The sequence below is a fragment of the Actinomyces respiraculi genome, from assembly GCF_014595995.2.
Classification (GTDB): domain Bacteria; phylum Actinomycetota; class Actinomycetes; order Actinomycetales; family Actinomycetaceae; genus Actinomyces; species Actinomyces respiraculi.
This window is the reverse complement of record NZ_CP063989.1, coordinates 1,671,131-1,692,744: the sequence shown is the minus strand read 5'-3', so window position 1 is coordinate 1,692,744 and position 21,614 is coordinate 1,671,131. Positions and strand designations below refer to the sequence as shown.

Annotated in this window: 18 protein-coding genes; 13 read left to right on the top strand and 5 right to left on the bottom strand. The window is 71.3% G+C overall.

Going from position 1 to position 21,614, the window contains the following annotated elements; all coding sequences use genetic code 11:
• The first annotated feature begins 49 nt into the window (after positions 1 to 49).
• Complete coding sequence (locus ID810_RS07050) at positions 50 to 1,351, top strand: YibE/F family protein (protein ID WP_166854847.1); 1,302 nt, start codon at positions 50 to 52, stop codon at positions 1,349 to 1,351.
• A 73-nt stretch (positions 1,352 to 1,424) separates the two neighbouring features.
• Here ID810_RS07050 and dusB read toward each other — a convergent pair whose 3' ends face one another.
• The gene (gene dusB / locus ID810_RS07045) at positions 1,425 to 2,672 is read right to left on the bottom strand and encodes a tRNA dihydrouridine synthase DusB (RefSeq protein WP_235931432.1); all 1,248 of its coding nucleotides are present in this window, start codon (positions 2,670 to 2,672) and stop codon (positions 1,425 to 1,427) included.
• 127 nt (positions 2,673 to 2,799) lie between these two features.
• Between dusB and ID810_RS07040 the strand changes: the two genes are divergently transcribed.
• The 3 genes from ID810_RS07040 to ID810_RS07030 are packed head-to-tail and all read left to right on the top strand — an operon-like array spanning position 2,800 to position 4,999.
• Positions 2,800 to 3,570: an SDR family oxidoreductase gene (locus ID810_RS07040; protein WP_166854849.1), complete on the top strand. Its 771-nt coding sequence runs from the start codon at positions 2,800 to 2,802 to the stop codon at positions 3,568 to 3,570.
• Positions 3,567 to 4,418, top strand: a complete 852-nt coding sequence (locus ID810_RS07035) for an SDR family oxidoreductase (RefSeq protein ID WP_166854850.1) — start codon at positions 3,567 to 3,569, stop codon at positions 4,416 to 4,418. Before ID810_RS07040 ends, ID810_RS07035 begins: the two co-directional genes overlap by 4 nt.
• A gap of 56 nt (positions 4,419 to 4,474) precedes the next feature.
• Positions 4,475 to 4,999, top strand: a complete 525-nt coding sequence (locus ID810_RS07030; protein ID WP_243856456.1) for a SixA phosphatase family protein — start codon at positions 4,475 to 4,477, stop codon at positions 4,997 to 4,999.
• A gap of 40 nt (positions 5,000 to 5,039) precedes the next feature.
• Here the strand turns inward: ID810_RS07030 and serB are convergent, their stop codons facing one another.
• A complete protein-coding gene (gene serB, locus ID810_RS07025) occupies positions 5,040 to 5,741 on the bottom strand; it encodes a phosphoserine phosphatase SerB (protein ID WP_166854852.1) in 702 nt (233 codons plus the stop codon).
• 105 nt (positions 5,742 to 5,846) lie between these two features.
• Entirely contained in the window at positions 5,847 to 7,091 is a 1,245-nt protein-coding gene (locus tag ID810_RS07020) for a glucose-1-phosphate adenylyltransferase (protein WP_166854853.1), read from the bottom strand.
• A 215-nt stretch (positions 7,092 to 7,306) separates the two neighbouring features.
• Between ID810_RS07020 and glgA the strand changes: the two genes are divergently transcribed.
• Positions 7,307 to 8,527 carry a glycogen synthase gene (glgA, locus tag ID810_RS07015; RefSeq protein WP_166854854.1) on the top strand — a complete coding sequence of 407 codons (1,221 nt, stop codon included), beginning with the start codon at positions 7,307 to 7,309 and terminating at the stop codon, positions 8,525 to 8,527.
• Positions 8,528 to 8,605: 78 nt separating this feature from the next.
• Here the strand turns inward: glgA and ID810_RS07010 are convergent, their stop codons facing one another.
• Positions 8,606 to 9,403 (bottom strand): hypothetical protein, encoded by a 798-nt coding sequence (locus ID810_RS07010; protein WP_166854855.1) that lies wholly within the window; start codon positions 9,401 to 9,403, stop codon positions 8,606 to 8,608.
• A 100-nt stretch (positions 9,404 to 9,503) separates the two neighbouring features.
• Here ID810_RS07010 and ID810_RS07005 point away from each other — a divergent pair, with 100 nt between their 5' ends.
• From ID810_RS07005 to ID810_RS06980, 6 genes are all read left to right on the top strand, one after another.
• The gene (locus ID810_RS07005) at positions 9,504 to 10,307 is read left to right on the top strand and encodes an ABC transporter ATP-binding protein (RefSeq protein ID WP_166854856.1); all 804 of its coding nucleotides are present in this window, start codon (positions 9,504 to 9,506) and stop codon (positions 10,305 to 10,307) included.
• Between the two features lie 28 nt (positions 10,308 to 10,335).
• On the top strand, positions 10,336 to 10,782 hold the full coding sequence (locus ID810_RS07000; protein WP_166854857.1) for an NfeD family protein: 447 nt from the start codon (positions 10,336 to 10,338) through the stop codon (positions 10,780 to 10,782).
• Positions 10,783 to 10,863: 81 nt separating this feature from the next.
• On the top strand, positions 10,864 to 12,018 hold the full coding sequence (locus tag ID810_RS06995) for an SPFH domain-containing protein (RefSeq protein ID WP_425321784.1): 1,155 nt from the start codon (positions 10,864 to 10,866) through the stop codon (positions 12,016 to 12,018).
• Positions 12,019 to 12,112: 94 nt separating this feature from the next.
• Positions 12,113 to 13,870, top strand: coding sequence for an ABC transporter ATP-binding protein (locus ID810_RS06990; RefSeq protein ID WP_166854858.1), 1,758 nt, complete (start codon positions 12,113 to 12,115; stop codon positions 13,868 to 13,870).
• Positions 13,867 to 15,855, top strand: a complete 1,989-nt coding sequence (locus ID810_RS06985) for an ABC transporter ATP-binding protein (protein ID WP_166854859.1) — start codon at positions 13,867 to 13,869, stop codon at positions 15,853 to 15,855. Before ID810_RS06990 ends, ID810_RS06985 begins: the two co-directional genes overlap by 4 nt.
• Positions 15,852 to 16,736 (top strand): TrmH family RNA methyltransferase, encoded by an 885-nt coding sequence (locus ID810_RS06980; protein ID WP_243856460.1) that lies wholly within the window; start codon positions 15,852 to 15,854, stop codon positions 16,734 to 16,736. The genes ID810_RS06985 and ID810_RS06980 overlap by 4 nt, the downstream gene beginning before the upstream one ends.
• Before the next feature lie 107 nt (positions 16,737 to 16,843).
• On the opposite strand, the gene ID810_RS06975 is transcribed toward ID810_RS06980, so the two are convergent.
• A complete protein-coding gene (locus ID810_RS06975) occupies positions 16,844 to 18,937 on the bottom strand; it encodes a glucose PTS transporter subunit IIA (protein ID WP_166854860.1) in 2,094 nt (697 codons plus the stop codon).
• Positions 18,938 to 19,190: 253 nt separating this feature from the next.
• Here ID810_RS06975 and ID810_RS06970 point away from each other — a divergent pair, with 253 nt between their 5' ends.
• Together ID810_RS06970 and ID810_RS06965 are read left to right on the top strand one after the other, a co-directional pair.
• A complete protein-coding gene (locus ID810_RS06970; RefSeq protein ID WP_243856467.1) occupies positions 19,191 to 19,805 on the top strand; it encodes a hypothetical protein in 615 nt (204 codons plus the stop codon).
• 79 nt (positions 19,806 to 19,884) lie between these two features.
• Positions 19,885 to 21,543 (top strand): ABC-F family ATP-binding cassette domain-containing protein, encoded by a 1,659-nt coding sequence (locus tag ID810_RS06965; RefSeq protein WP_188232539.1) that lies wholly within the window; start codon positions 19,885 to 19,887, stop codon positions 21,541 to 21,543.
• Positions 21,544 to 21,614: the final 71 nt, after the last annotated feature.

Sequence of the window (21,614 nt, the reverse complement as noted above, 5' to 3'; positions counted from 1 at the left end):
AACTCACCGCCTCGCGAGCGGGGGCAGTGGCGTCGGGCATGATGACCGGGTGACACACGCAGCAGGACCCAGCACCCCCTCCGCGCCGCACGCCGACACCGACGCCCCCGCGCACGGCCACTCGCACTCGGGCCCCCTGCACCTGAGCCAGAACGAGCACCGCCGGGTCGTCACCGTCCTGGCCGCCCTCGTCGTCCCGCTCGTCGTGGCTACCCTCGTCGGCCTGGCGGTGCTGTGGCCGGGGCGCTCCGACCTCGTCGGCTCCCAGTCCTTCAACGCCCAGGGCACGAGCACCGAGTCCGCCACCGTCACCAGCCTCGACGTCGCCGACTGCGCCCAGGCCGCCGCGCCGCTCGGTGCTGTGAGCGACGGCTCGCTCCTGGACTCGGCCGTCTGCGCCGAGATCACCACGGGCGCGGCGGCCGGTGCCATCATGCCCGTGCACGTGCCCGCCGAGTCCCTGCCCGCCGCGGATGTCGGCGACCGCCTCAACGTCATCTACACGGCCGACGCGCTCGTGGGAGGTACCCCCTTCATCTTCGTCGACTACCAGCGGCAGCTGCCCGTCGGGGCGCTCGCCCTGGTCTACGCCGTCGTCGTCGTCGCTGTGGCAGGCCGCAAGGGGGTGCTCAGCGTCGTCGGCCTCCTGCTGTCCTCCGGTGTGCTCCTGCTGTTCATGATCCCGGCCCTGCTCGAGGGCGGCTCGCCCATGGCGGTGACGCTCACCGGCTCGGTCGCCATGATGCTGCTGGCCGTCTACGTCGCCCACGGGGTGAGCGTGCGTACCACCACCGCCCTGCTGGGGACCCTCGCAGGCGTCGTCATCACCGTGATGCTCGCCCTGTGGGGCGTGGGCGCGGCGAACCTCACCGGCGCGGTGGGCGACGACGCCCTCACCCTCACCACCCGCGTGCCCGGCCTGGACCTGCGCTCCCTGCTGACCTGCGGCATGGTCATCGCGGGGCTCGGAGTTCTCAACGACGTCACCATCACCCAGGCCTCCGCCGTCTGGGAGCTGCACGCCGCGAACCCTGCGCTCGGGCGCGGGCGCCTGTTCACCGGCGGGATGCGCATCGGGCGCGACCACATCGCCTCGACCGTCTACACCCTCGCCTTCGCCTACGCCGGAACCGCCCTGCCGCTCATCCTGTCGGCCTCGCTCATCGACCGGGCGGTTATCGACACGGTCCTGTCGGGCGAGATCGCCGAGGAGCTTGTGCGCACGCTCGTGTCCTCCATCGGTCTGGTCCTGGCCATCCCCGCGACGACGCTCATCGCCGCCCTCCTGTGCCGCACCGAGCGTCCTGAGCACGCTGAGCCCACTGAGCGCACCCCACACGCTGAGCCCTGACCCGGGGTATCAGGGCTCAGCATGAACGCTCAGGCGTCAGCGACGGGGCAAGCCGAGGACGTGCGGGCCAGGGTCATCCGCCGGAGACGTCGGACTCGGCGTCGAGCAGCAGCACCTTCTGCTCCTCAGTGAGGTACGGCGAGTCCAGCCAGCCGTCAGGCAGGTGCGGGCGCTTGGGCCTCCCGGCCCGCCCACGTGGCCCCTCCACCGTCTCGCCCGGGTAGGGCACCACCTCAGGCAGGCGCGCGCGCATGGCCGCCAGCGCCTCGTGCAGCTCCTCGAGCGTGTCCACATGCATGAGCGCGTCGCGCGCCGCCCCGCCCACCGGGTAGCCCTTGAGGTACCAGCCCACATGCTTGCGCAGGTCGCGCACACCGCGCCGCTCGCCCATCTCCTGCGCCAGCAGCCGCCCGTGCTCCTCGATGACCTCGATGACACGGTCCAGGTCCGGGTGCGTGCGCACCTCAGAGCCGTGCAGGGCGCTGACGATGTCCGCGAAGAGCCACGGGCGCCCCTGGCAGCCGCGTCCCACGACGACGCCGTCGCAGCCCGTCTCGCGCATCATCCGCAGCGCGTCGTCACCCGTCCACAGGTCCCCGTTGCCGAGCACCGGCAGGCTCGTCGCCTCCTTCAGACGAGCGATCGCCTCCCAGCTGGCGTGCCCCGCGTAGTGCTGTCGGGCCGTGCGCCCGTGCAGCGCGATCGCCGCCACACCCGCGTTGGCGGCCGCATGCGCCACGTCCAGGAAGGTCTCGTGCTCCTCGTCCACGCCGACACGCGTCTTGACCGTCACCGGCACCGGGTGGTCACGGCCCGCCGCCGCCGACGCCGCCTCCGAGGCCCGCACCGTCTCACGCAGGATCGCCGCCATGAGGTCACGCTTCCACGGCAGGGCCGCGCCGCCACCCTTGCGCGTCACCTTGGGCACCGGGCAGCCGAAGTTGAGGTCGATGTGGTCCGCCAGGTCCTCCTCGACGAGGATGCGCACCGCCGTGCCGGCGACGGACGGGTCCACCCCGTACAGCTGGATCGAGCGCACCCTCTCGCCGGGGTCCGTGCGCACCATCGCCAGCGTCTTGTCGTTGCGCTCCACCAGCGCGCGGGTCGTCACCATCTCGGTGACGTACAGCCCGGCCGGGGCGGACAGCCGCCCACCGGGCAGCGGGACGGGCCCCTCGCCGTCGGGACGCAGCGCCTCGGGCAGCGCACTCTCGCCATACAGGCGGCACAGGCGCCTGAAGGACGCGTTCGTCACCCCCGCCATCGGCGCGAGCTCGACCGGGGTGGTCACCTCGATGGGACCGATGCGCAGCGGGGGCATGAGTTTAGCGGGCACGTCGGTCGTCGCGGGAGCCTGAGTCACCCGGACACTCTCGCACACCCCCGTCGCTGGGGCGCAGCCGTCGTGGTTGTCCGACGGCCAGGGCCCGGCCACGTACCCTGAGCCCATGACCAGCGAGACCGCCGTGCACGACGACGCCCGGCACGACGGCGATGCCGGCGGCGTCCCGGCGCGCACCGTCGTCGTCACCGGCGCCTCCCGGGGCATCGGTGCCGCCGTCGCCACGGCCCTGGCCCGACGTGGAGACCGCGTCGTTGGCCTCTCGCGCACCGGCACCGCCCCCGACGGGGTGCTCGGCATGGTCGCCGACGTCACCGACCCGCAGGCCGTCGAGCGCGCCGTCGCCACCGCCCTGGTCGAGACCGGCTCCGCAGTCGTGGACGTCCTCGTGGCCGCCGCGGGCACACACGTCGACGCCCTGGCCATGCGCACGTCCGACGCCGCCTGGGACGAGGTGCTGCGCACCAACCTCACCGGCTCCTTCCACGCGGCCCGCGCCGTCCTGCCCGGGATGCTGCGCGCGCGCCGAGGCCGCATCGTCCTCGTCTCCTCCGTCATCGCCGCGCGCGGCGGGACGGGGCTGGCGGCCTACGGCGCCTCCAAGGGCGGTGTGGAGGGCCTGACCCGCAGCCTGGCGCGCGAGGTCGCCGGGCGGGGGGTGACGGTCAACGCCGTCGCCCCGGGCCTCGTCGCCACGGACATGACCGCCTCGCTGGGTGAGCGGGCCCGCGCCTCCTACCTCGCCGCGATCCCGGCCGGACGCTTCGCCACGGTCGAGGAGGTCGTCGACCCCGTCGTCTTCCTCGCCTCGCCCGGGGCCTCCTACGTCACCGGCACGGTCCTGGCCGTCGACGGCGGAATGGGGATGGGACGGTGAGCGCGCCCGCGGGCCTGCTGACGCACCGCACCATCCTGGTCACCGGGGTGCTGCGCCCACGCTCGATCGCGGCCGCCGTCGCCCGCACCGCGAGCGAGCAGGGGGCGCGCGTCCTGCTCACCGGCCATCCGCGCACCCTGCGCCTGACGCAGCACCTGGCGGCCGGCCTGGGGGTCACCGACCCGGTCCTGCCCCTGGACGTGGCCGACGCCGCCTCCCTGGACGCGCTGCCCGGGCGGCTGGCGCACATGGGAGTCGAGCGTCTGGACGGCCTCGTCCACGCCGTCGCCCACACCGGGCGCGACCTGCTCGGCGATGCACTCGCCGGATCGCTCACGGCCCATCCGGCCGACGCCTCCGGCCCCACCGCCGGGTCGGCTTGCGCGGATGTGCTCTCCCGCCGCCTCGACGCCCTCGCCGCGGCCGGCACCGTCAGCGCCGCCTCGCTCGCCGCGCTCGTCGGCGTCCTGGCCCCGATGCTCGGTGCGGGCTCGAGCGTCGTCACCCTGACCTTCACCTCCGAGAGGGTGATGCCCGGCTACGGCTGGATGGGGCCGATCAAGGCCGCCCTGGAGGCCAGCGTGCGCGGGCTCGCCGTCGAGCTCGGGCCCGCTGGGGTGCGCGTCAACGCGGTCTGCTCCGGCCCCCTGCGCACACCCGCCGCCGGCGCCGTGCCCGGGCTCGAGGCGCTCGCCGCCACCTGGCAGGAGCGGGCGCCTCTCGGCTGGGAGGCCGACGACGCTGCGCCGGTGGCCCGAACAGTGGTCTCACTCCTGTCTGATTGGCTGCCCGCCACCACCGGCCAGGTGGTGCGCGCCGACGGAGGAATGGGCCTCCTGGGCGTCTGAGGCCCCGTGGGCGCCAGGGCGCGGCCTGTTGACCCGCGTGCCGTATGGTGGCCGCCGTGACGACACCCGCTCCCGTTGGCCCTGTCACGCGCACCCTTGTGCTCGTCAGGCACTCCAAGGCCTCTCATAACGCTCTGACCGACCTTGAGCGGCCCCTGACCTCCCGGGGCTGGGACATGGCCGACGACCTCGCCCGCGACCTCCACCTCGCCGTCGGGGACGCGGACCTGCTGCTCGTGTCGCCCGCCGCCCGTGCTCGCCAGAGCGCCCAGCCGGTCGAGCAGCGCCTGAGCCCCGCCGAGGTTCGGGTGGAGCCCGCGATCTACCACGAGGGGCCCTCCGGGATCCTCGACCTCGTCACCGCCCTCGACGACGAGGTCCGCACCGTCGTCGTCGTGGGCCACGAGCCGACGGTCTCGGTGCTGGCCCACATGCTTCACGACGCCGATGACGCCCTGGCCTCGCAGGTGTCCTTCGGCGTGCCCACGGCCACGGCCCTCATCCTTCAGGTGTCGACCTCCTGGGCGGAGCTCGGCCCGCGCACCGCCCACCTGGGGCGCGTCCTGACCGCCGCCCGCTGAGGCGCACACTCGTCGGCGTGGCCGCCGGGCGCGACACCGGTTAGCCGAGCAGGTCGAGCACGGCCCGCAGGTCACGCACGTGCACCGCGGCCGGAGCCTGCTCCACCACCACGGGCTTGGCGCAGAAGGCCACGCCCAGGCCCGCCACCGAGATCATCCCCAGGTCGTTGGCACCGTCGCCCACCGCCACGGTGCGCTCGATCGGCACGGCGTCGGCCTCGGCCCAGGCACGCAGGCAGCGCACCTTCTCGTCGCGGTCCACCACGCGCCCCAGCACCCTGCCGGTGAGCACGCCGTCGGCCACCCCCAGGCGGTTGGCCGCCACGTGATCGATCCCCAAGCTCTCCGCCAGCGGCACGACGACCTCCTCGAAGCCGCCCGAGACCACGCCGACCCGGCAGCCGCGCGCGTGCAGCGCGTCGATGAGCTCACGGGCCCCACGGGTCACGCGGACCTCGGCCAGCACCTCGGCGACGACCTGCTCCGGCACACCGGCCAGGGTCGCCACCCGCTCGTGCAATGACTGGACGAAGTCGAGCTCACCGCGCATGGCGCGCGCCGTCACCTCGGCGACCCGCTCGCGGGTCCCCGCACGCTCAGCGATGAGCTCGATGACCTCCTGCTCGATGAGCGTGGAGTCCACGTCCATCACCAGCAGGCCCGGGCCCTGGGCGGCCAGGGCCCCCGTGGCCCGGGCACCGCTGACCCGGGGCAGGGCGGTGGGGCTCAAGGCGTCACTCATGGCACGGATCGTATCGGCAGCACGCGAGGGGCCCCGGGACCCGCTCACAACGGCGGTCCCGGGGCCCATGTCCTCGTGGCGGCCCCCTCGGGCGCCGGGGTGGTGTCAGCGGGTGACGACCTGCCCCTTGGCGACGACGGTGATGCCGGACTCGGTCACCGTGAAGCCACGCTCGCGGTCGTGCTCGTGGTCGAGGCCCACCATGGCGCCCTCCTCGACGACGACGTACTTGTCGAGGATCGCGCGCGAGACCACCGTGTTGCGGCCGACGTTGGCCCCGTCCATGAGGACCGACTCACGCACGCTGGACCAGGAGTTGACGCGCACGCCGGGCGAGAGCACCGAGGAGATGACCTCACCACCGGAGACGATGACACCCGGGGAGACGATGGAGTCCACGGCGTGGCCCAAACGCTCGTGGTAGCCATAGACGAACTTCGCCGGGGGCATGGCGTTGGTGTACCCGGCGAACAGCGGCCAGCGCTCGTTGTACAGGTTGAAGACGGGGTTGACGCTGATGAGGTCCTGGTGGGCCTCGTAAAAGGCGTCGACCGTACCCACGTCACGCCAGTAGTCGCGGTCGCGGTCGGTGGCGCCCGGGACATCGTTGTCCTTGAAGTCGTAGACGCCGGCGGCACCCTTGGCCACGAACCAGGGGACGATGTTGCCGCCCATGTCGTGCTTGGAGGTCTCGTCCGCGGCGTCGACCGTCACGGCCTCGAGCAGGGCGTCGGCGTCCATGATGTAGTTGCCCATCGAGGCCAGGATCTCGTCGGGGGAGTCCGGCAGGCCGGGCGTCTCCTGCGGCTTCTCGACGAAGGCCTTGATCCGGCCGGGGTCGGTCGGGTCCGTCTCGATGACGCCGAACTGGTCCGCGAGGGAGCGCGGCTGGCGGATGCCGGCGACCGTCAGCGGCAGGCCGGAGGCGATGTGGTGCTCCAGCATCTGCGAGAAGTCCATGCGGTAGATGTTGTCCGCACCGGTGATGACGACGTAGTCCGGACGCTCGTCGTCCAGGAGGTTGAGGGACTGGTAGATCGCGTCCGCCGAGCCCAGGAACCAGTGCTTGCCGACGCGCTGCTGCGCGGGTACGGGGGCGATGTAGTTGCCGAGCATGTCGGACATGCGCCAGGTCTTGGCGATGTGGCGGTCCAAGGAGTGAGACTTGTACTGGGTGAGCACGACCACCTTGAGGAAGCCCGAGTTGATCATGTTCGACAGCGAGAAGTCGATGAGCCGGTAGATGCCTCCGAAGGGGACGGCGGGCTTAGCACGGTCGACCGTCAGCGGCATGAGGCGCTTGCCTTCGCCACCGGCGAGGATGATTGCGAGGACGCGAGGGGATGCCATAGGCACAGGTTAGGTGAGCCGCCCCCGGTGCGGGAGTAAACCGTGTGAACAGATGCGGTGGTGTCGGTGACGCCGGAGGGCTGGGGCGCCGGAATCCTCCCCCGTGCGCGTGGGGAACCGATAGCGTCAGCACTGGCCGCGGGTGCGCCACCCCAGCGGCCGACCCGGACCGGAGCCCGCCGGAGCCGGTACCTTCGAGCGAGGAGCACCAGACTATGAGGGTTGACCTGCTGACCAAGGAGTATCCGCCGTTCATCTACGGCGGTGCCGGAGTACATGTCAACGAGCTGGCGAAGGTCCTCAGAGCCCATGCCGACGTGCGCGTCCACGCCTTCGGCGGCCCTCGTGAGGGCGCTGAGGAGGGCGTGACCGGGTACTCGGACCTGCCCGAGCTGGCGGGCACCAACGCCGCCCTGCAGACCCTCGGCGTGGATCTCCAGATGGTGCCCGGCGTCGCCGGGGCGGACATCGTCCACTCCCACACCTGGTACGCGAACATGGCCGGCCACCTCGCCGGGCTCCTGCACTCCATCCCGCACGTCGTCTCCGCCCACTCGCTGGAGCCCATGCGCCCCTGGAAGGCGGAGCAGCTCGGTGGTGGCTACGCCCTGTCCTCCTGGGCCGAGCGGCAGGCCTATGAGGGGGCCTCCGCGATCATCGCGGTGTCGAACGGGATGCGTGCGGACATCCTGCGCTCCTACCCGGCTGTCGACCCCGGGCGCGTCAAGGTGGTCCACAACGGCATCGACCTGGAGGACTGGGCGCGCCCCGAGGATGCTGAGTTCGAGGCCCTGAGCGTGCAGGTGCGTGAGCGCTTCGCCATTGACCCCACGCGGCCGACGGTCGTCTTCGTCGGTCGCGTCACCCGTCAGAAGGGCCTGCCGCACCTACTGCGCGCGGTTGAGATGCTGCCCGCTGAGGTGCAGGTCATCCTGTGCGCCGGCGCCCCGGACACCAAGGAGATCAAGGCCGAGGTGGACGCCGCCGTCGCAGCGCTCCAGGCGCAGCGCACGGGCGTGGTCCTCATCGAGGAGATGCTTCCGCACCGCGAGCTCCAGGCGGTGCTGGCCTCCTCGGACGTCTTCGTGTGCCCGTCGGTCTACGAGCCGCTGGGCATCGTCAACCTCGAGGCGATGGCCATGGGGCTTCCCGTCGTCGGCTCGGCCACCGGGGGCATCCCGGACGTCATTGTCGACGGCGAGACCGGCTACCTTGTCCCCCTCGAGCAGCTGCAGGACGGCACCGGTACCCCGATCCACCCCGAGGTCTTCGCCTCCGACCTGGCTGCGCGCCTGACCGACCTCGTGACCGACGAGGGCAGGGCCAAGCGGATGGGGGCGGCTGCCCGCGCCCGCGTGGAGGAGCACTTCTCGTGGGCCGCGATCGCCGAGCGGACCATGGAGGTCTACCGGTGGGCCTTGGACAACCCGCGCTGAGGACTGTGTGACGTGGCGCCGCCGTCCCGTGGAGGGGCGGCGGCGCCCGTGTTCTCGGCAGCCGTGAGCCGGCCGCGCTCACCCCTGGTGCGCGCCCCAGGTCTCCGTGGCGGCCGCCACCCCGTGGCGCGCCACCGCGCCGAGCCGGCGCAGCACCCGGCTGCGTGCCAGGCCCTGGGAGGCGGTGGCCGCAGCCCCATCGTCCTCAAGCGCCAGCTCGCAGATGCCCAGCAGGCGCAGCGAGCGCTCCAGCAGGTCGCGCTGACGCGCCGGTAGCGAGGGCGGCAGGAGCCTCGGGTCCAAGACGGCCGTCACCAGATCCGTCAGCGCCTCGGCCATCTGAGGGCGCTCACGAGCCAGGTCCAGCGCCACCAGCGCCTCAATGGCCTCCTCGGTGGCGCGGTGCACGTCGCGGCGCGCCTGCGAGGCGTCGAAGGGGGCGGGGGAGGCGGACAGCACGTGCGCCGCCCAGGTGACGCTCGTGCCTGAGGCTCGGGGCACCAGCAGGACGCTGAGGCCCTCGAGGGACGAGCCCGCACCGCCCTCGAGCAGGACCGCCTGCCCCTCATCGAGTGCCAGCGCCAGACCCGGCACCGGGTCCGCGGGCGAGGGCAGCACGGCCGCGCACCGGCGAAACGGGCGCGCCGCCTCCAACCAGGACGCCAGGTCCACCGCCGTCGTGACACGACCGGGGGCTTTGTGCGCGTCCCACCCGGCGGCCCCGGACCCGTCCCAGCCGGAGGCCGCGGGTCCCGTGGCGGCGGCGACGACGTCGTGGACGCCGTCGGGACCTTGCACGAGGGCGGTCCCGACGGAGGAGGGCACGGGCGCCCACAGTGCGAGCAGGACGCCGACCGGCGCATCGAGGATGGGCATGGACGGACCCTACCGGCCCGGCCGGGCACGGGTAGCGCTGCCCGTTGCGCCACGGCGTGGACATAGGACTCAGGTCACTGAGGCACGCTAAGGTAACGCTATGACCAGCGTGCTGCGCCTCGACGACGTCTCCCTGCACCGGGGGACCAAGCAGATCCTCTCCCACGTGAGCTGGCGCGTCGACGAGGGCCAGCACTGGGTCGTCCTTGGACCCAATGGCGCCGGTAAGACCACCGTCTCGCGCCTCGCCTCGGCCCGGCTCTTCCCCTCCTCCGGGACGGTCGACGTCCTCGGCGAGCGCATGGGCCGCGTCGACGTCTCCGAGCTCCGCCCGCGCATCGGCCTGTGCTCCTTCGCCCTGGCCCAGAACGTGCCGGCCTCCGAAACGGTCCTGAGCATCGTCCTGTCCGCCTCCTACGGGCACATCGGGGTCTGGCGCGAGGAGTACGACGACTTCGACGTCGAGCGCGCCCGCGCCCTGCTCGGGGCCCTGGGGGCCGGCGCCCTGGTCGAGCGCGCCTGGGGGAGCCTGTCCTCGGGGGAGCGCAAGCGCGTCGAGATCGCCCGCGCCCTCATGCCCGACCCGGAGCTGCTCGTCCTCGACGAGCCCGCCTCCGGCCTCGACGTCGCCGGGCGCGAGCTCCTGCTGGCGGCTCTGAGCGAGATCATCGCCGCCCCCGGCTCGCCGTCGATGCTGCTCGTCACCCACCACCTTGAGGAGATCCCCGTGGGCTTCACCCACGCCCTGGCCCTGCGCGACGGACGCGTCCAGGGCAGTGGGACGCTTACCGAGGTCCTCAACGGCCCGACGATGTCCACCACCTTTGGCCTGCCGCTGGAGATCACCCTCGAACGCGGCCGCTACAGCGCACGAGGCGCGTTCCCGGCCGCTGTGGCCACCTGACCCCGCACCCTCAGACAGGAGAACACCCATGGTATGGCTCTGGTGGCTCGGAGGAGCCCTCGTCCTCGCCGTCGTCGAGACGCTCAGCGCGGACCTCACCTTCATCATGATCGCCGGGGGAGCCCTGGGCGGTGCGGCCGCCGCCGGACTCGGCGCGAACCTGACCGTTCAGGTCATCGTCTTCTGCGTCGTCTCCGTTCTCCTGCTCTTCCTTGTGCGGCCCTGGGCCAAGGCCCAGCTCGCCAGGCGCACGCCCCACATGCTCACCAACGTCGAGGCCAAGATCGGCCGTGAGGCCACCGCCCTGACCGCCGTCGACATTCACGGCGGCCGTGTGCTCCTGGCCGGGGAGGAGTGGAGCGCCCGTCTCGCCGACCCGCAGGCCGACCACCCCGCGCCCCCGGTCATCCCGGCCGGCGCCCACGTGCGTGTCATCTCGGTCGACGGCGCGGTCGCCGTCGTGCGATCCGAGTGACCCGGCGCCGCCCCCACCCCCGCTGAACCACCACACCACCCACCCGAAAGGAGCCCGATGGACACCGCAACGGGCCTTGGAATGGCCACCCTCATCGTCCTCATCCTCGTCGCGCTGCTCGCCGTCGTCGCGATCTTCAAGGCTGTGCGGATCGTCCCGCAGTCCTACGCGATCATCGTCGAGCGCCTGGGCAAGTTCCAGGCCGAGTACGGCGCCGGCATGCACTTCCTCGTGCCCTTCATCGACCGGGTGCGCACCATGGTGGACCTGCGCGAGCAGGTCGTCTCCTTCCCGCCCCAGCCGGTGATCACCTCCGACAACCTCGTGGTGTCCATCGACTCCGTCATCTACTACCAGGTGACCGACCCCAAGCGCGCCACCTACGAGATCGCCAACTACCTCCAGGCCATCGAGCAGCTGACCGTCACCACGCTGCGTAACGTCATCGGCGCCATGGACCTGGAGCAGACGCTCACGAGCCGTGACCAGATCAACGGCCAGCTGCGTGGCGTCCTCGACCAGGCCACCGGCCGCTGGGGCATCCGCGTGAGCAACGTCGAGCTCAAGTCCATCGACCCGCCGGCCTCCATCCAGGGCGCCATGGAGCAGCAGATGCGTGCCGAGCGTGACCGCCGTGCCGCCATCCTGACCGCTGAGGGTGTCAAGCAGTCCCAGATCCTCACGGCCGAGGGTGACAAGCAGTCCGCCATTCTGCGCGCCGAGGGTCAGGCCCAGTCCGCGATCCTCAAGGCCCAGGGCGAGTCCCGCGCCATCCTCCAGGTCTTCGACGCCATCCACCGCGGCAACGCCGACCCGAAGCTGCTGGCCTACCAGTACCTGCAGACCCTGCCGAAGATCGCCAACGGCAGCTCCTCCAAGATGTGGATCGTGCCCACCGAGTTCACCGCCGCCCTTGATGGCATCGCGGGGGCGCTGGGCGGCAAGGGCTCCCCGGCCCCCGGCTCGGGCGCCTTCTCCGCGGACTCCGATGAGCCCGTGAAGGTGGACATGTCCGGCCTGGGCGACCTGTCCCTGACCTCCGAGCTCGCCTCCACCAACCTGGCCGCCCCCGAGGAGGCCCTGGCTGAGGCCAAGGGCGAGGCCGAGACCGCCTCGAGCGTCGCCGAGCAGAACGCCTCGGACGCCACGACGACGCTGCCCGCCCGCGGCACGCACGCCGCCCCGGCCCCCTCGGACGACGGGCTGCCCCCGGTGGTGCCTCCGGCCGGCACCTGACCGGCCTGTCGGGGCATGTGAGACGTGTCCCAGAACCCTCCAGACGGCGGGGAGACACAGGAACCGTTCAGCAAACGGTCCTAGTCTCCCCGCCGTGCTGTTCACGACCCTGCGTCATTACCTGAGGCCTTACCGCTTCCCACTGCTCGCGGTCCTCGTCCTCAAGGTGGCTGAGACGATCGCCGTCCTGACCCTGCCGACCCTCAACGCCTCCATCATCAACGAGGGCGTTGTCGCCGGGGACACGGACCGGATCTGGAGCCTGGGCGGCCTCATGCTCGCCGTCACCGTCGTCCAGGGCATCGCCGCCGTCGTGGCCACCTACCTCGCCGCCAAGGCCTCCATGGGGCTGGGCCGCCAGATGCGCCGCGACATCTTCACCCACGTCCAGCGCCTCAACCTCGAGGAGGTCTCCCGCTTCGGGGCGCCCTCCCTCATCACCCGCTCGACCAACGACATCCAGCAGATTCAGATGCTCGTGTTCATGGTCTGCGCCATGATGCTCATGGCGCCGATCATGCTCGTGGGCGGCACCATCATGGCGCTGAGCGTGGACGTGCCCCTGTCCGGCCTCCTGCTCGTTCTCATCCCGCTGCTGCTCGTCGTCGTCGGGGCGCTGACCACCCGCCTGCTGCCGCACTTCAAGGTGATGCAGTCACGCATTGACCGTGTCAACCTCGTGATGCGCGAGCAGATTCAGGGTGTGCGCGTGATCCGTGCCTTCGTGCGCCAGGACGAGCGCCGACGCGTCTTCGACGAGGCCAACGACGCCCTGACCGCCACCTCGCTGTCCATCGGGCGGCTCTTCGCGCTGCTCATGCCCGCCGTCCAGGTCATCATGAACCTGTCCGTCATCGGCGTGTACTGGTTCGGCAGCCAGCGCGTCATCAGCGGCGGCATGGAGATCGGGGACCTGACGGCCTTCGTCAACTACATCATGCAGATCCTCTTCTCCGTCATGATCGCCATCATGCTGGTGGTGCAGCTGCCGCGCGCCCAGGTGGCCGCCGAGCGCTACCAGGAGGTCATGGCCGTCGAGCCCGCCATCACCGCGCCCGCCACGCCGGTGCACCTGCCCGCCCCGACCGGATCGCCCGCCGGGCCCAGGGGCCGTGAGGTGCGCTTCGAGCACGTGACCTTCCGCTACCCCGGGGCCGAGGCCGCGGTCCTCAGCGACGTCGACCTCGTCATGCGCCCTGGCCGTACCACCGCCTTCATCGGCTCCACCGGCTCCGGCAAGACCACCCTCGTCAACCTCATCCCTCGCCTGCTGGACGTCACCGAGGGCCGTGTGACCATCGACGGCGTCGACGTGCGCGACCTGGACCCCCACGAGCTGCGCAGCGCGGTGGCCACCGTCCCGCAGAAGGCCTTCCTCTTCTCCGGCACCATCCGCAGTACCCTGAGGCACGGCAAGAAGGACGCCGACGACGCCGAGATCTGGGACGCCCTCGAGGCCGCTCAGGCCGCGGGCTTCGTCCAGGACCTCGACGACGGCTTGGACCACGACGTCGACCAGGGCGGTGTCAACTTCTCCGGCGGCCAACGCCAGCGCCTGGCCATCGCCCGTGCCCTCGTGCGCGACGCCGGCGTCTACATCTTCGACGACTCCTTCTCCGCTCTCGACTACGCCACCGACGCGCGCCTGCGCGCCGGCCTGCCCGCCGCCACCGACGGCGCCACGCTCGTCGTCGTCGCCCAGCGAGTCGCCTCCATCCGTCACGCCGAGCAGATCGTCGTCCTTGACGAGGGGCGCGTCGTCGGCACCGGCACCCACGAGGAGCTCATGAGCACCTGCCCCACCTACTCCGAGATCGTCCTGTCCCAGATCAGCGAGCAGGAGGCGGCATGAGCCACGGACCCGGCCCCCGCGGCCCCCAGCAGAAGGCCGCCGACTTCCGCGGCACGTGGAGGCGCCTGCTCGGCGAGCTGCGCCCCGAGCGCGCCCGGATCGCCCTCGTCATCGCCCTGACCACCATCGCGGTCGTCCTCACCGTCGTCGCCCCCAAGATCCTCGCCCACGCGATGAACATCCTCTTCGAGGGGATCATCGGCACCGTCCTGTCCAACGCGGGCCTGCCCGCCGGCCTCAGCGGCGACGCGCTGGCCCAGGCGCTGAATGTCGGCGGCATGAGCGAGTACGCGGACATGGTCGGCGCCTACAACGTCGTCGTCGGCCAGGGCATCGACACCCACGCCCTGCTTGTCGTCCTCGGCCAGGTCCTGGCCGTCTACCTGCTGTCCGCCCTGTTCATGTGGGTACAGGGCTACATCCTCGCCGGGGTCGTCCAGCGCACCGGCCGGCGCATGCGCGCCGAGGTCGAGGCCAAGCTGGGCCGCGTGCCCCTGTCCTACCTCGACTCGGGTTCGCGCGGCGACATCCTCTCGCGCGTGACCAACGACGTCGACAACATCACCCAGACGCTCCAGCAGACCCTCTCCCAGGCGCTGAACTCCATCATCTCCGTCGTCGGTGTCCTGGCCATGATGGTGACGATCTCCGTGCAGCTCTCGCTCGTCACCGTGGCGATGGTGCCCGTGGCCGTGATCATCACCGTGCTCATCGCCCGCCGTGCCCAGCCCCACTTCACCCAGCAGTGGGACGCCACCGGCAAGGTGACCGGCGTGGTCGAGGAGGCCTTCACCGGTCACGAGACCGTCGTGCTGTTCGGCTCGGAGGAGGAGTTCGCCCGCCTGTTCGACGAGGAGAACACGCGTCTGTACGAGGGGTCCTACAAGGCCCAGTGGATCTCCGGCACCATCCAGCCCGCAATGCGACTGGTCTCCAACCTCAGCTTCGTCATCGTCGCCGTCATCGGTGGCGTGCGCGTGACCAGCGGGACGATGACCCTGGGTGACGTCCAGGCCTTCATCCAGTACACGCAGCAGTTCACCCAGCCCATCACCCAGCTCGCCTCCATGGCGAACCTCCTGCAGTCCGGCGCCGCCAGCGCCGAGCGCCTGTTCGGCATCATGGACGCGCCCGAGGAGGAGCAGGCGGACGCCCCCGCGCACCTGGCCGAGCGCGTGGCCGGCAGGGTCGTCTTCGACCACGTGCGCTTCTCCTACAGCCCCGACACCGAGCTCATCACGGACCTCAGCCTCACCGTGGAGCCCGGCCAGACGGTCGCCATCGTCGGCCCCACCGGGGCCGGCAAGACGACCCTGGTCAACCTCCTGCTGCGCTTCTACGACCCCCAGGCCGGCAGGATCACGCTCGACGGCGTCGACACGCGCGAGCTCAGCCGCGACCGTCTGCGCGAGCAGATCGGCATGGTCCTACAGGACACGTGGCTGTTCGAGGGCACGATCCGCGACAACATCGCCTTCGGCGCCGCCGGGGCGAGCGAGGAGCAGGTGCTGGCCGCCGCCCGCGCCGCCAACGTCGACCACATCGTCCAGGCCCTGCCCAAGGGCTACGACACGGTCATCGACGACTCCGGTTCCGGCGTGTCCGCCGGTGAGAAGCAGCTCATCACGATTGCCCGCGCCTTCCTGGCCGACCGCCAGATCCTCGTCCTGGACGAGGCGACGAGCTCGGTGGACACCCGCACCGAGCTGCTGGTTCAGAAGGCGATGGTGGGTCTGCGCCAGGGGCGCACGTCCTTCGTCATCGCCCACCGACTGTCCACCATCCGTGACGCGGATATCATCCTCGTGATGGAGCACGGTGACATTGTCGAGCAGGGTGGGCATGACGAGCTCATCGCCGCCCGGGGAGCCTACTACCGGCTCTACCAGAGCCAGTTCAGCGGCCCGGCCGGTCAGGACGAGCCCGCCGTCGTCGCCGACCCGCTGCTCAAGGCCTTGGGCCGCACGGAGCGGCACTACTCGTGATCATCCGCATCCACGCCCTCGAAGAGCTCGACGACCCTGCCCTGGGTCACCTGCTGGCCGACTACACGGGCCTGACCGACATCGCCCTGCGCCGTCGTCTGGAGACCGAGCGCGGCCTGTACATGGCCGAGTCCTCCAAGGTGATTGAGCGGGCCGTGCGGGCCGGTCACGAGCCGCGCTCCTTCCTCATGGCCGAGCGCTGGCACGAGCCGCTGCGCGACCTCATCGCCGCGGCTGCGGGCACCGGTGGCAGGGACGACGGCGGCGACGTGCCCGTCATCCTCGCCCCTGAGGAGGTGCTGGAGCGGCTCACGGGCTTCCACCTGCACCGCGGCGCCATGGCGGCCATGAACCGGCCGGTGCTGGCGGGCGTGACCGAGCTGCTGTCCTCGGCACGCGGCGGGCTGGGGGCGCGTCGGGTGGCGGTCCTGGAGGACCTGGTGGACCACACGAACGTCGGTGCCGCTGTCCGCAGCGCTGCCGCCCTGGGCGTTGACGCCGTGCTCGTGACCCCGCAGTGCGCGGACCCGCTCTACCGGCGCAGCGTGCGCGTGTCGATGGGCACGGTGTTCCAGGTGCCGTGGACGCGTATCGAGCGCTGGCCCGCGCTGGACGAGCTTCACGCCGCCGGTTGGACGGTGGCGGCCATGGCGCTGAGCGAGGGTGCGGTGAGCCTGGAGGAGTTCTCGGCCTCGCCCGCCTGCACCGCCCCGGACTCCAAGGTCGCCGTGGTGCTGGGCACGGAGGGCGATGGGCTCAGGGCCCGGACGGTGGCGGCTGCCGACGTCGTGGTGCGCATCCCCATGGCCGGGGGAGTGGACTCCCTCAACGTGGCCGCGGCGGCCGCCGTCGCCTTCTGGGAGCTGCGGGTGCGCAACTGAGGTGGTGCCGACGGCGCCGGACGAGTCGTCGGCACTGGGACGTCGTCGTCGGAACTGAACGAATGGGGGCGGGCCCGGCAGTGCCGGGCCCGCCCCCATTCGTGTGCTCACGCGGTGACGCGCAGGAGCAGGTCGCCGGCGGCGACCTCGCCCTCGGCGGCGGCATCCACCGAGGCGAAGGTCGCCGTGTTGGTCACGAGCACCGGGGTGGTCAGCGCGTAGCCGGCCGCCTCGACGGTGGCGCGGTCCACGCGGACGAGCTCCTGCCCGTCCTCGACCCGGTCACCCTGGGCGACCTTGATGTCGAAGCCCGTGCCGCCAAGGTTGACGGTGTCGATGCCCACGTGGATGAGGACCTCGATTCCGTTGTCGAGGGTCAGCCCGTAGGCGTGACCCGAGGAGGGCGCGACAACCACCGTGCCGGCGGCCGGAGCCGTGACGACGATGGTCTCGCCCACGGGCTCGATGGCTGCGCCGTTGCCAAGGGCGCCGGAGGCGAAGACCTGGTCCTCGACGTCGGCCAGGGCCAGGACGCGGCCGGCCAGCGGGGCGACGACGTCGGTGACGCTACCCGCGGTCGGCGGGGCAGCCGGCACCGCAGCGGGCGCGGGGCCGCCGTCCTGCACCGCGGTGGCGGTGGTGGAGGCGGACTGGGCGGCCAGGTCCGCGGCGGTCTCGGCCGGGTCCGCCTGGACCGCGCCACCCGCGACGCCACCGGCGGCGGCCAGGGCGGCAGCATCCTGAGCCTTGTCCTCCTCGGTGCGGTAGTCCGTGACAAGGATGATGAGGAAGGACGTCATGAAGGCCGCGAGCACGGCCAGGGCGTACAGCCCCATGGGGGAGAAGACCGGGATGGTCAGCAAAGAGGTAAAGGCAAAGGTGGAGGCGTTGACACCGCCGCCGATGCCGACGACGAGGCCGCCGACGACGCATCCGACGAGCATGCGCGGGTAGATGCGCTTGTAACGCAGGTGGATGCCGTACAGGCTCGGCTCGGAGATGCCGCCGAACAGGCCGGCGAACAGGGCGCCGGAGGCGGTCTGCCTCATGGCGGAGTTGCGGTTGCGGATCGCGATGACGAGGACCGCGGCGGTGGCCCCGAAGCAGGCGAAGTTCCAGGCACCCATGGGGCCCTGGATGAAGTCGTAGCCCAGGGTGTCGATGTTGGCCAGCATGAGGGCGTTGAGCGGCCAGTGCAGGCCCAGCGGCACGAGGAAGGGGTAGATGATCGGGATGAGGATCGCGAAGATGATGGGCGCGGTGGTGTTGAGCCAGGCGAGCGCCGAGCCGAGGGCGGAGCCGACCCAGATGCCCAGGGGGCCGATGAGGAAGCCGGTGACCGGCATCATGATGAGGAAGGACAGGAAGGGCACGAAGACCATCTGGAGGTTGGCCGGGATGATCTTGGTCAGTGCCTTGTAGATGGGGGCGAGGATCGCCACCATCATGAGCGGCACGAAGACCTGGCCGCCGTAGTCGGCCAACTGCATCGGGATCCCGAAGACGCTTGCGGTGCAGGACTGGGTGTCCAGGACCTCGTTGGTGGTGCAGGTCACGCCGGTGGTGGTGCTCGGATCCGCCAGAGCGATGAAGTTCGGCGTGAGGAAGGTGGCCATGACGGCGGTGCCCACCCACGGGTCGATCTTGAGCTTCTTGGAGGCGTTGTAGGCCACCATGATCGGCAGGAAGTAGAAGACCGAGCGGAACATCGCGTCGGTGAAGACGAGCCAGGCAGGCTTGATGGGGGCGCGCGTGTCGATGTAGCCCAGGGCCTCGAAGACGGCCTCGAGGGCGATGATGATCGAGGTGCCCAGCAGCACCGGCAGCAGGGGTCTGAAGGAGTCGGACAGGTACTCGAAGAAGGCGTCCACCCAGGCGTTCTTGCCGCGGGCCCGGGCGCGTGCGGCGGCCTTGACCTCGGCGTCGCTGGGGGCGGCGGCCCCGCCCTTCATGGCGGGCAGGGAGGTGATCTGCTCGTAGACGCTCTGCACGGCCCCGCCGATGATGATCTGGTAGCGGTCCCCGGACTGGGGGACGGCACCCATGACTCCGGGGATGGCCTCGACGGCGGCCTTGTCGACCACGGAGGCGTCGTGGAGCTCGAAGCGCAGGCGGGTGGCGCAATGGGTGAGGCTGGAGATGTTCCCGGGGCCGCCGACGGCCTCCAGGATTGCTTCTGGTACTGACGTGGTTGTCGTCATGATGAACCTTTCGCAGGCCTGCGTGCGGTGGCGCCGACGCGGCGGGGTGCCGCGGGCAGCCAAGGACGCGCAGGAGGTGGGGGTCACCGTCAGCGCGCTGACGGTCCAAAGAGGGTAGCCCACGGCCGGGGCTCCACAGACGGTCTCGGCGGCAGGGGGTGGGCGGGTGCCTGGGGAAAGCCTTGTGAGCACAGGGGAAGGTGATGGCGGGTGGACGACACGACTGCCCGTCATCTATGGAGGAGGACCTGTTGTGAGCACGACGACGACCCCGAGCACCGCTGTGGCAGACGACGGCGGGGAGGAGGGCTACGAGCGTGGCCTGTACGGGCCCCGCGGCTGGAGCGTGAGAGTGGGTGTCTGGGACGTCCTGGATACCTGTCACGACGAGATGCGTTCGGCCACGGTGCCTGCCGCTTTCGGGTTGAAGCCCCGCGGCATCATCGAGGACGGTGAGCCCGTGGACGACTACACACCCTTCCACGACTTGGGCCCGAGCCAGGCCCGCCGTCTGCTGGAGATCCTGCCCGCGGCCCAGCTCGAGGACCGCCAGAACCTCTCGCCGACCCTCGGCTCCCTGTTGCGGGCCTGTGCGCGCTCGCAGGGCCGCATCAGGCTCTCCGGCTACGGGATCGGGCCGCAGCGGCCTGACGAGAGGGTGACGGTCGAGGCCCTGTGGGTCCAGGACCCGGACCTTCTCGACCTCGAGCTCCTTGAGACGCACGACGACGGCTGCCACTGCCGCGAGGTGTGGGACCTGGTGCGCCAGCGCTATGACCTGGACGCCCAGTGCGTGCCCGACGAGATACGGGTGTGCCGACGGCGGTGGACCCGTGGACAGACGGGCACCTGGCTCTGGTGGGACTGAGCGCGGTGTGACCGATGCCTGGTGGCCGGACGGCAGGCCCTGAGCAGGCCGGCGGCAGCGGGCCCGTAGCATGACGGGCGTGATCAACGTCCAGGACCTCACCATGCGTATCGGCGCCCGCCAGCTTGTCGCCGGTGCGAGCTACCGCGTTGACAAGGGCATGCGCATCGGTCTGGTCGGGCGCAACGGCGCAGGCAAGACGACCATGACCAAGCTTCTGGCCGCCCAGTCCGTCGCCCAGGGCGCGAGCCAGGCGGTGGCCGACGCCGACGAGACCCACGGCCTGCAGGCCGTGGAGTACGAGGGCACCATCAACTGCAACGGCTCGGTCGGCTACCTGCCCCAGGACACGAAGGTCGGCGACCTGGAGGAGATCGCCCGCGACCGCATCCTGTCCGCCCGCGGCATCGACGCGCTGCTGGCCCGCATCCGCAAGGCCGAGGAGCGCATCGCCACCACCGAGGGCGACGCCATGGCCAAGGCCCTGGACCGCTACACCCGCCTGGACCACGAGTTCACCATGGCCGGGGGATACGCGGCCGCCAGCGAGGCCGCCCGCATCGCGGCCGCCCTCGGCCTGCCCGACCGCGTGCTCGACCAGCCGGTCGGCACCCTGTCGGGTGGCCAGCGCCGACGCGTCGAGCTGGCGCGCGTGCTCTTCCAGCAGCCGGACACCCTCCTGCTCGATGAGCCCACCAACCACCTCGACCACGACTCCGTGCTGTGGCTGCGCGACCACCTGCGCACCTACGCCGGCGGCTTCATCGTCATCTCCCACGACGTCGAGCTCCTGCGCGACACGGTCAACCAGATCATGTACCTCGACGCCAACCGGGGTGTCCTGGACGTCTACCACCTGGGCTGGGACGCGTACCTGCGTCAGCGCGCCGAGGATGAGGCGCGCCGTCGCAAGGAGCGCGCCAACGCCGAGAAGAAGGCGGCCGCGCTGCGCGCCCAGGGGGAGAAGATGCGGGCCAAGGCCACCAAGGCCGTTGCCGCGCAGCAGATGTTGCGCCGCGCCGAGCGCCTTCTCGAGGGCCTGGACGAGCAGCGTGCAGCCGAGAAGGTCGCCCACCTGCGCTTCCCCGACCCCGCCCCCTGCGGCAAGACCCCCCTGAGGGCCTCGCGCCTGAGCAAGGCCTACGGCTCCCTCGAGGTGTTCTCCGGCGTGGACCTGGCCATTGACCGCGGCAGCCGCGTCGTCATCCTGGGTCTCAACGGTGCGGGCAAGACGACGATGCTGCGCATCCTCGCCGGCGTCGAGACCCCGGACTCCGGTGAGGTGGTGCCCGGTCACGGGCTCAAGATCGGCTACTACGCCCAGGAGCACGAGACCATCGACACCGACCGCACGGTGGTGGAGAACCTGCGCAGTGCCGCCCCGGACATGGACGACACTCAGGTGCGCAGCGTGCTGGGCTCCTTCCTGTTCTCCGGCGCCGACGCGGACAAGCCCGCCCGCGTGCTCTCCGGTGGGGAGAAGACCCGCCTGGCGCTCGCCATCCTCGTGGTCTCCAGCGCCAACGTCCTGCTGCTGGACGAGCCGACGAACAACCTCGACCCGGCCAGCCGCGAGGAGATCCTGCGCGCGCTGGGCACCTTCGAGGGCGCCGTCGTCCTCGTCACCCACGACGAGGGAGCGGTCGAGGCCCTTGAGCCGGACCGGGTCCTGCTCCTTCCCGACGGCGACGAGGACCTGTGGGGCGAGGAGTACCTCGAGCTCGTCACCCTGGCCTGACCCTCGCCTGCCCAGCTGTGCTGCCGGGCTTATGATCGCGCTGGGCCCGGCGCGGTGAGTGCCGCCACAGC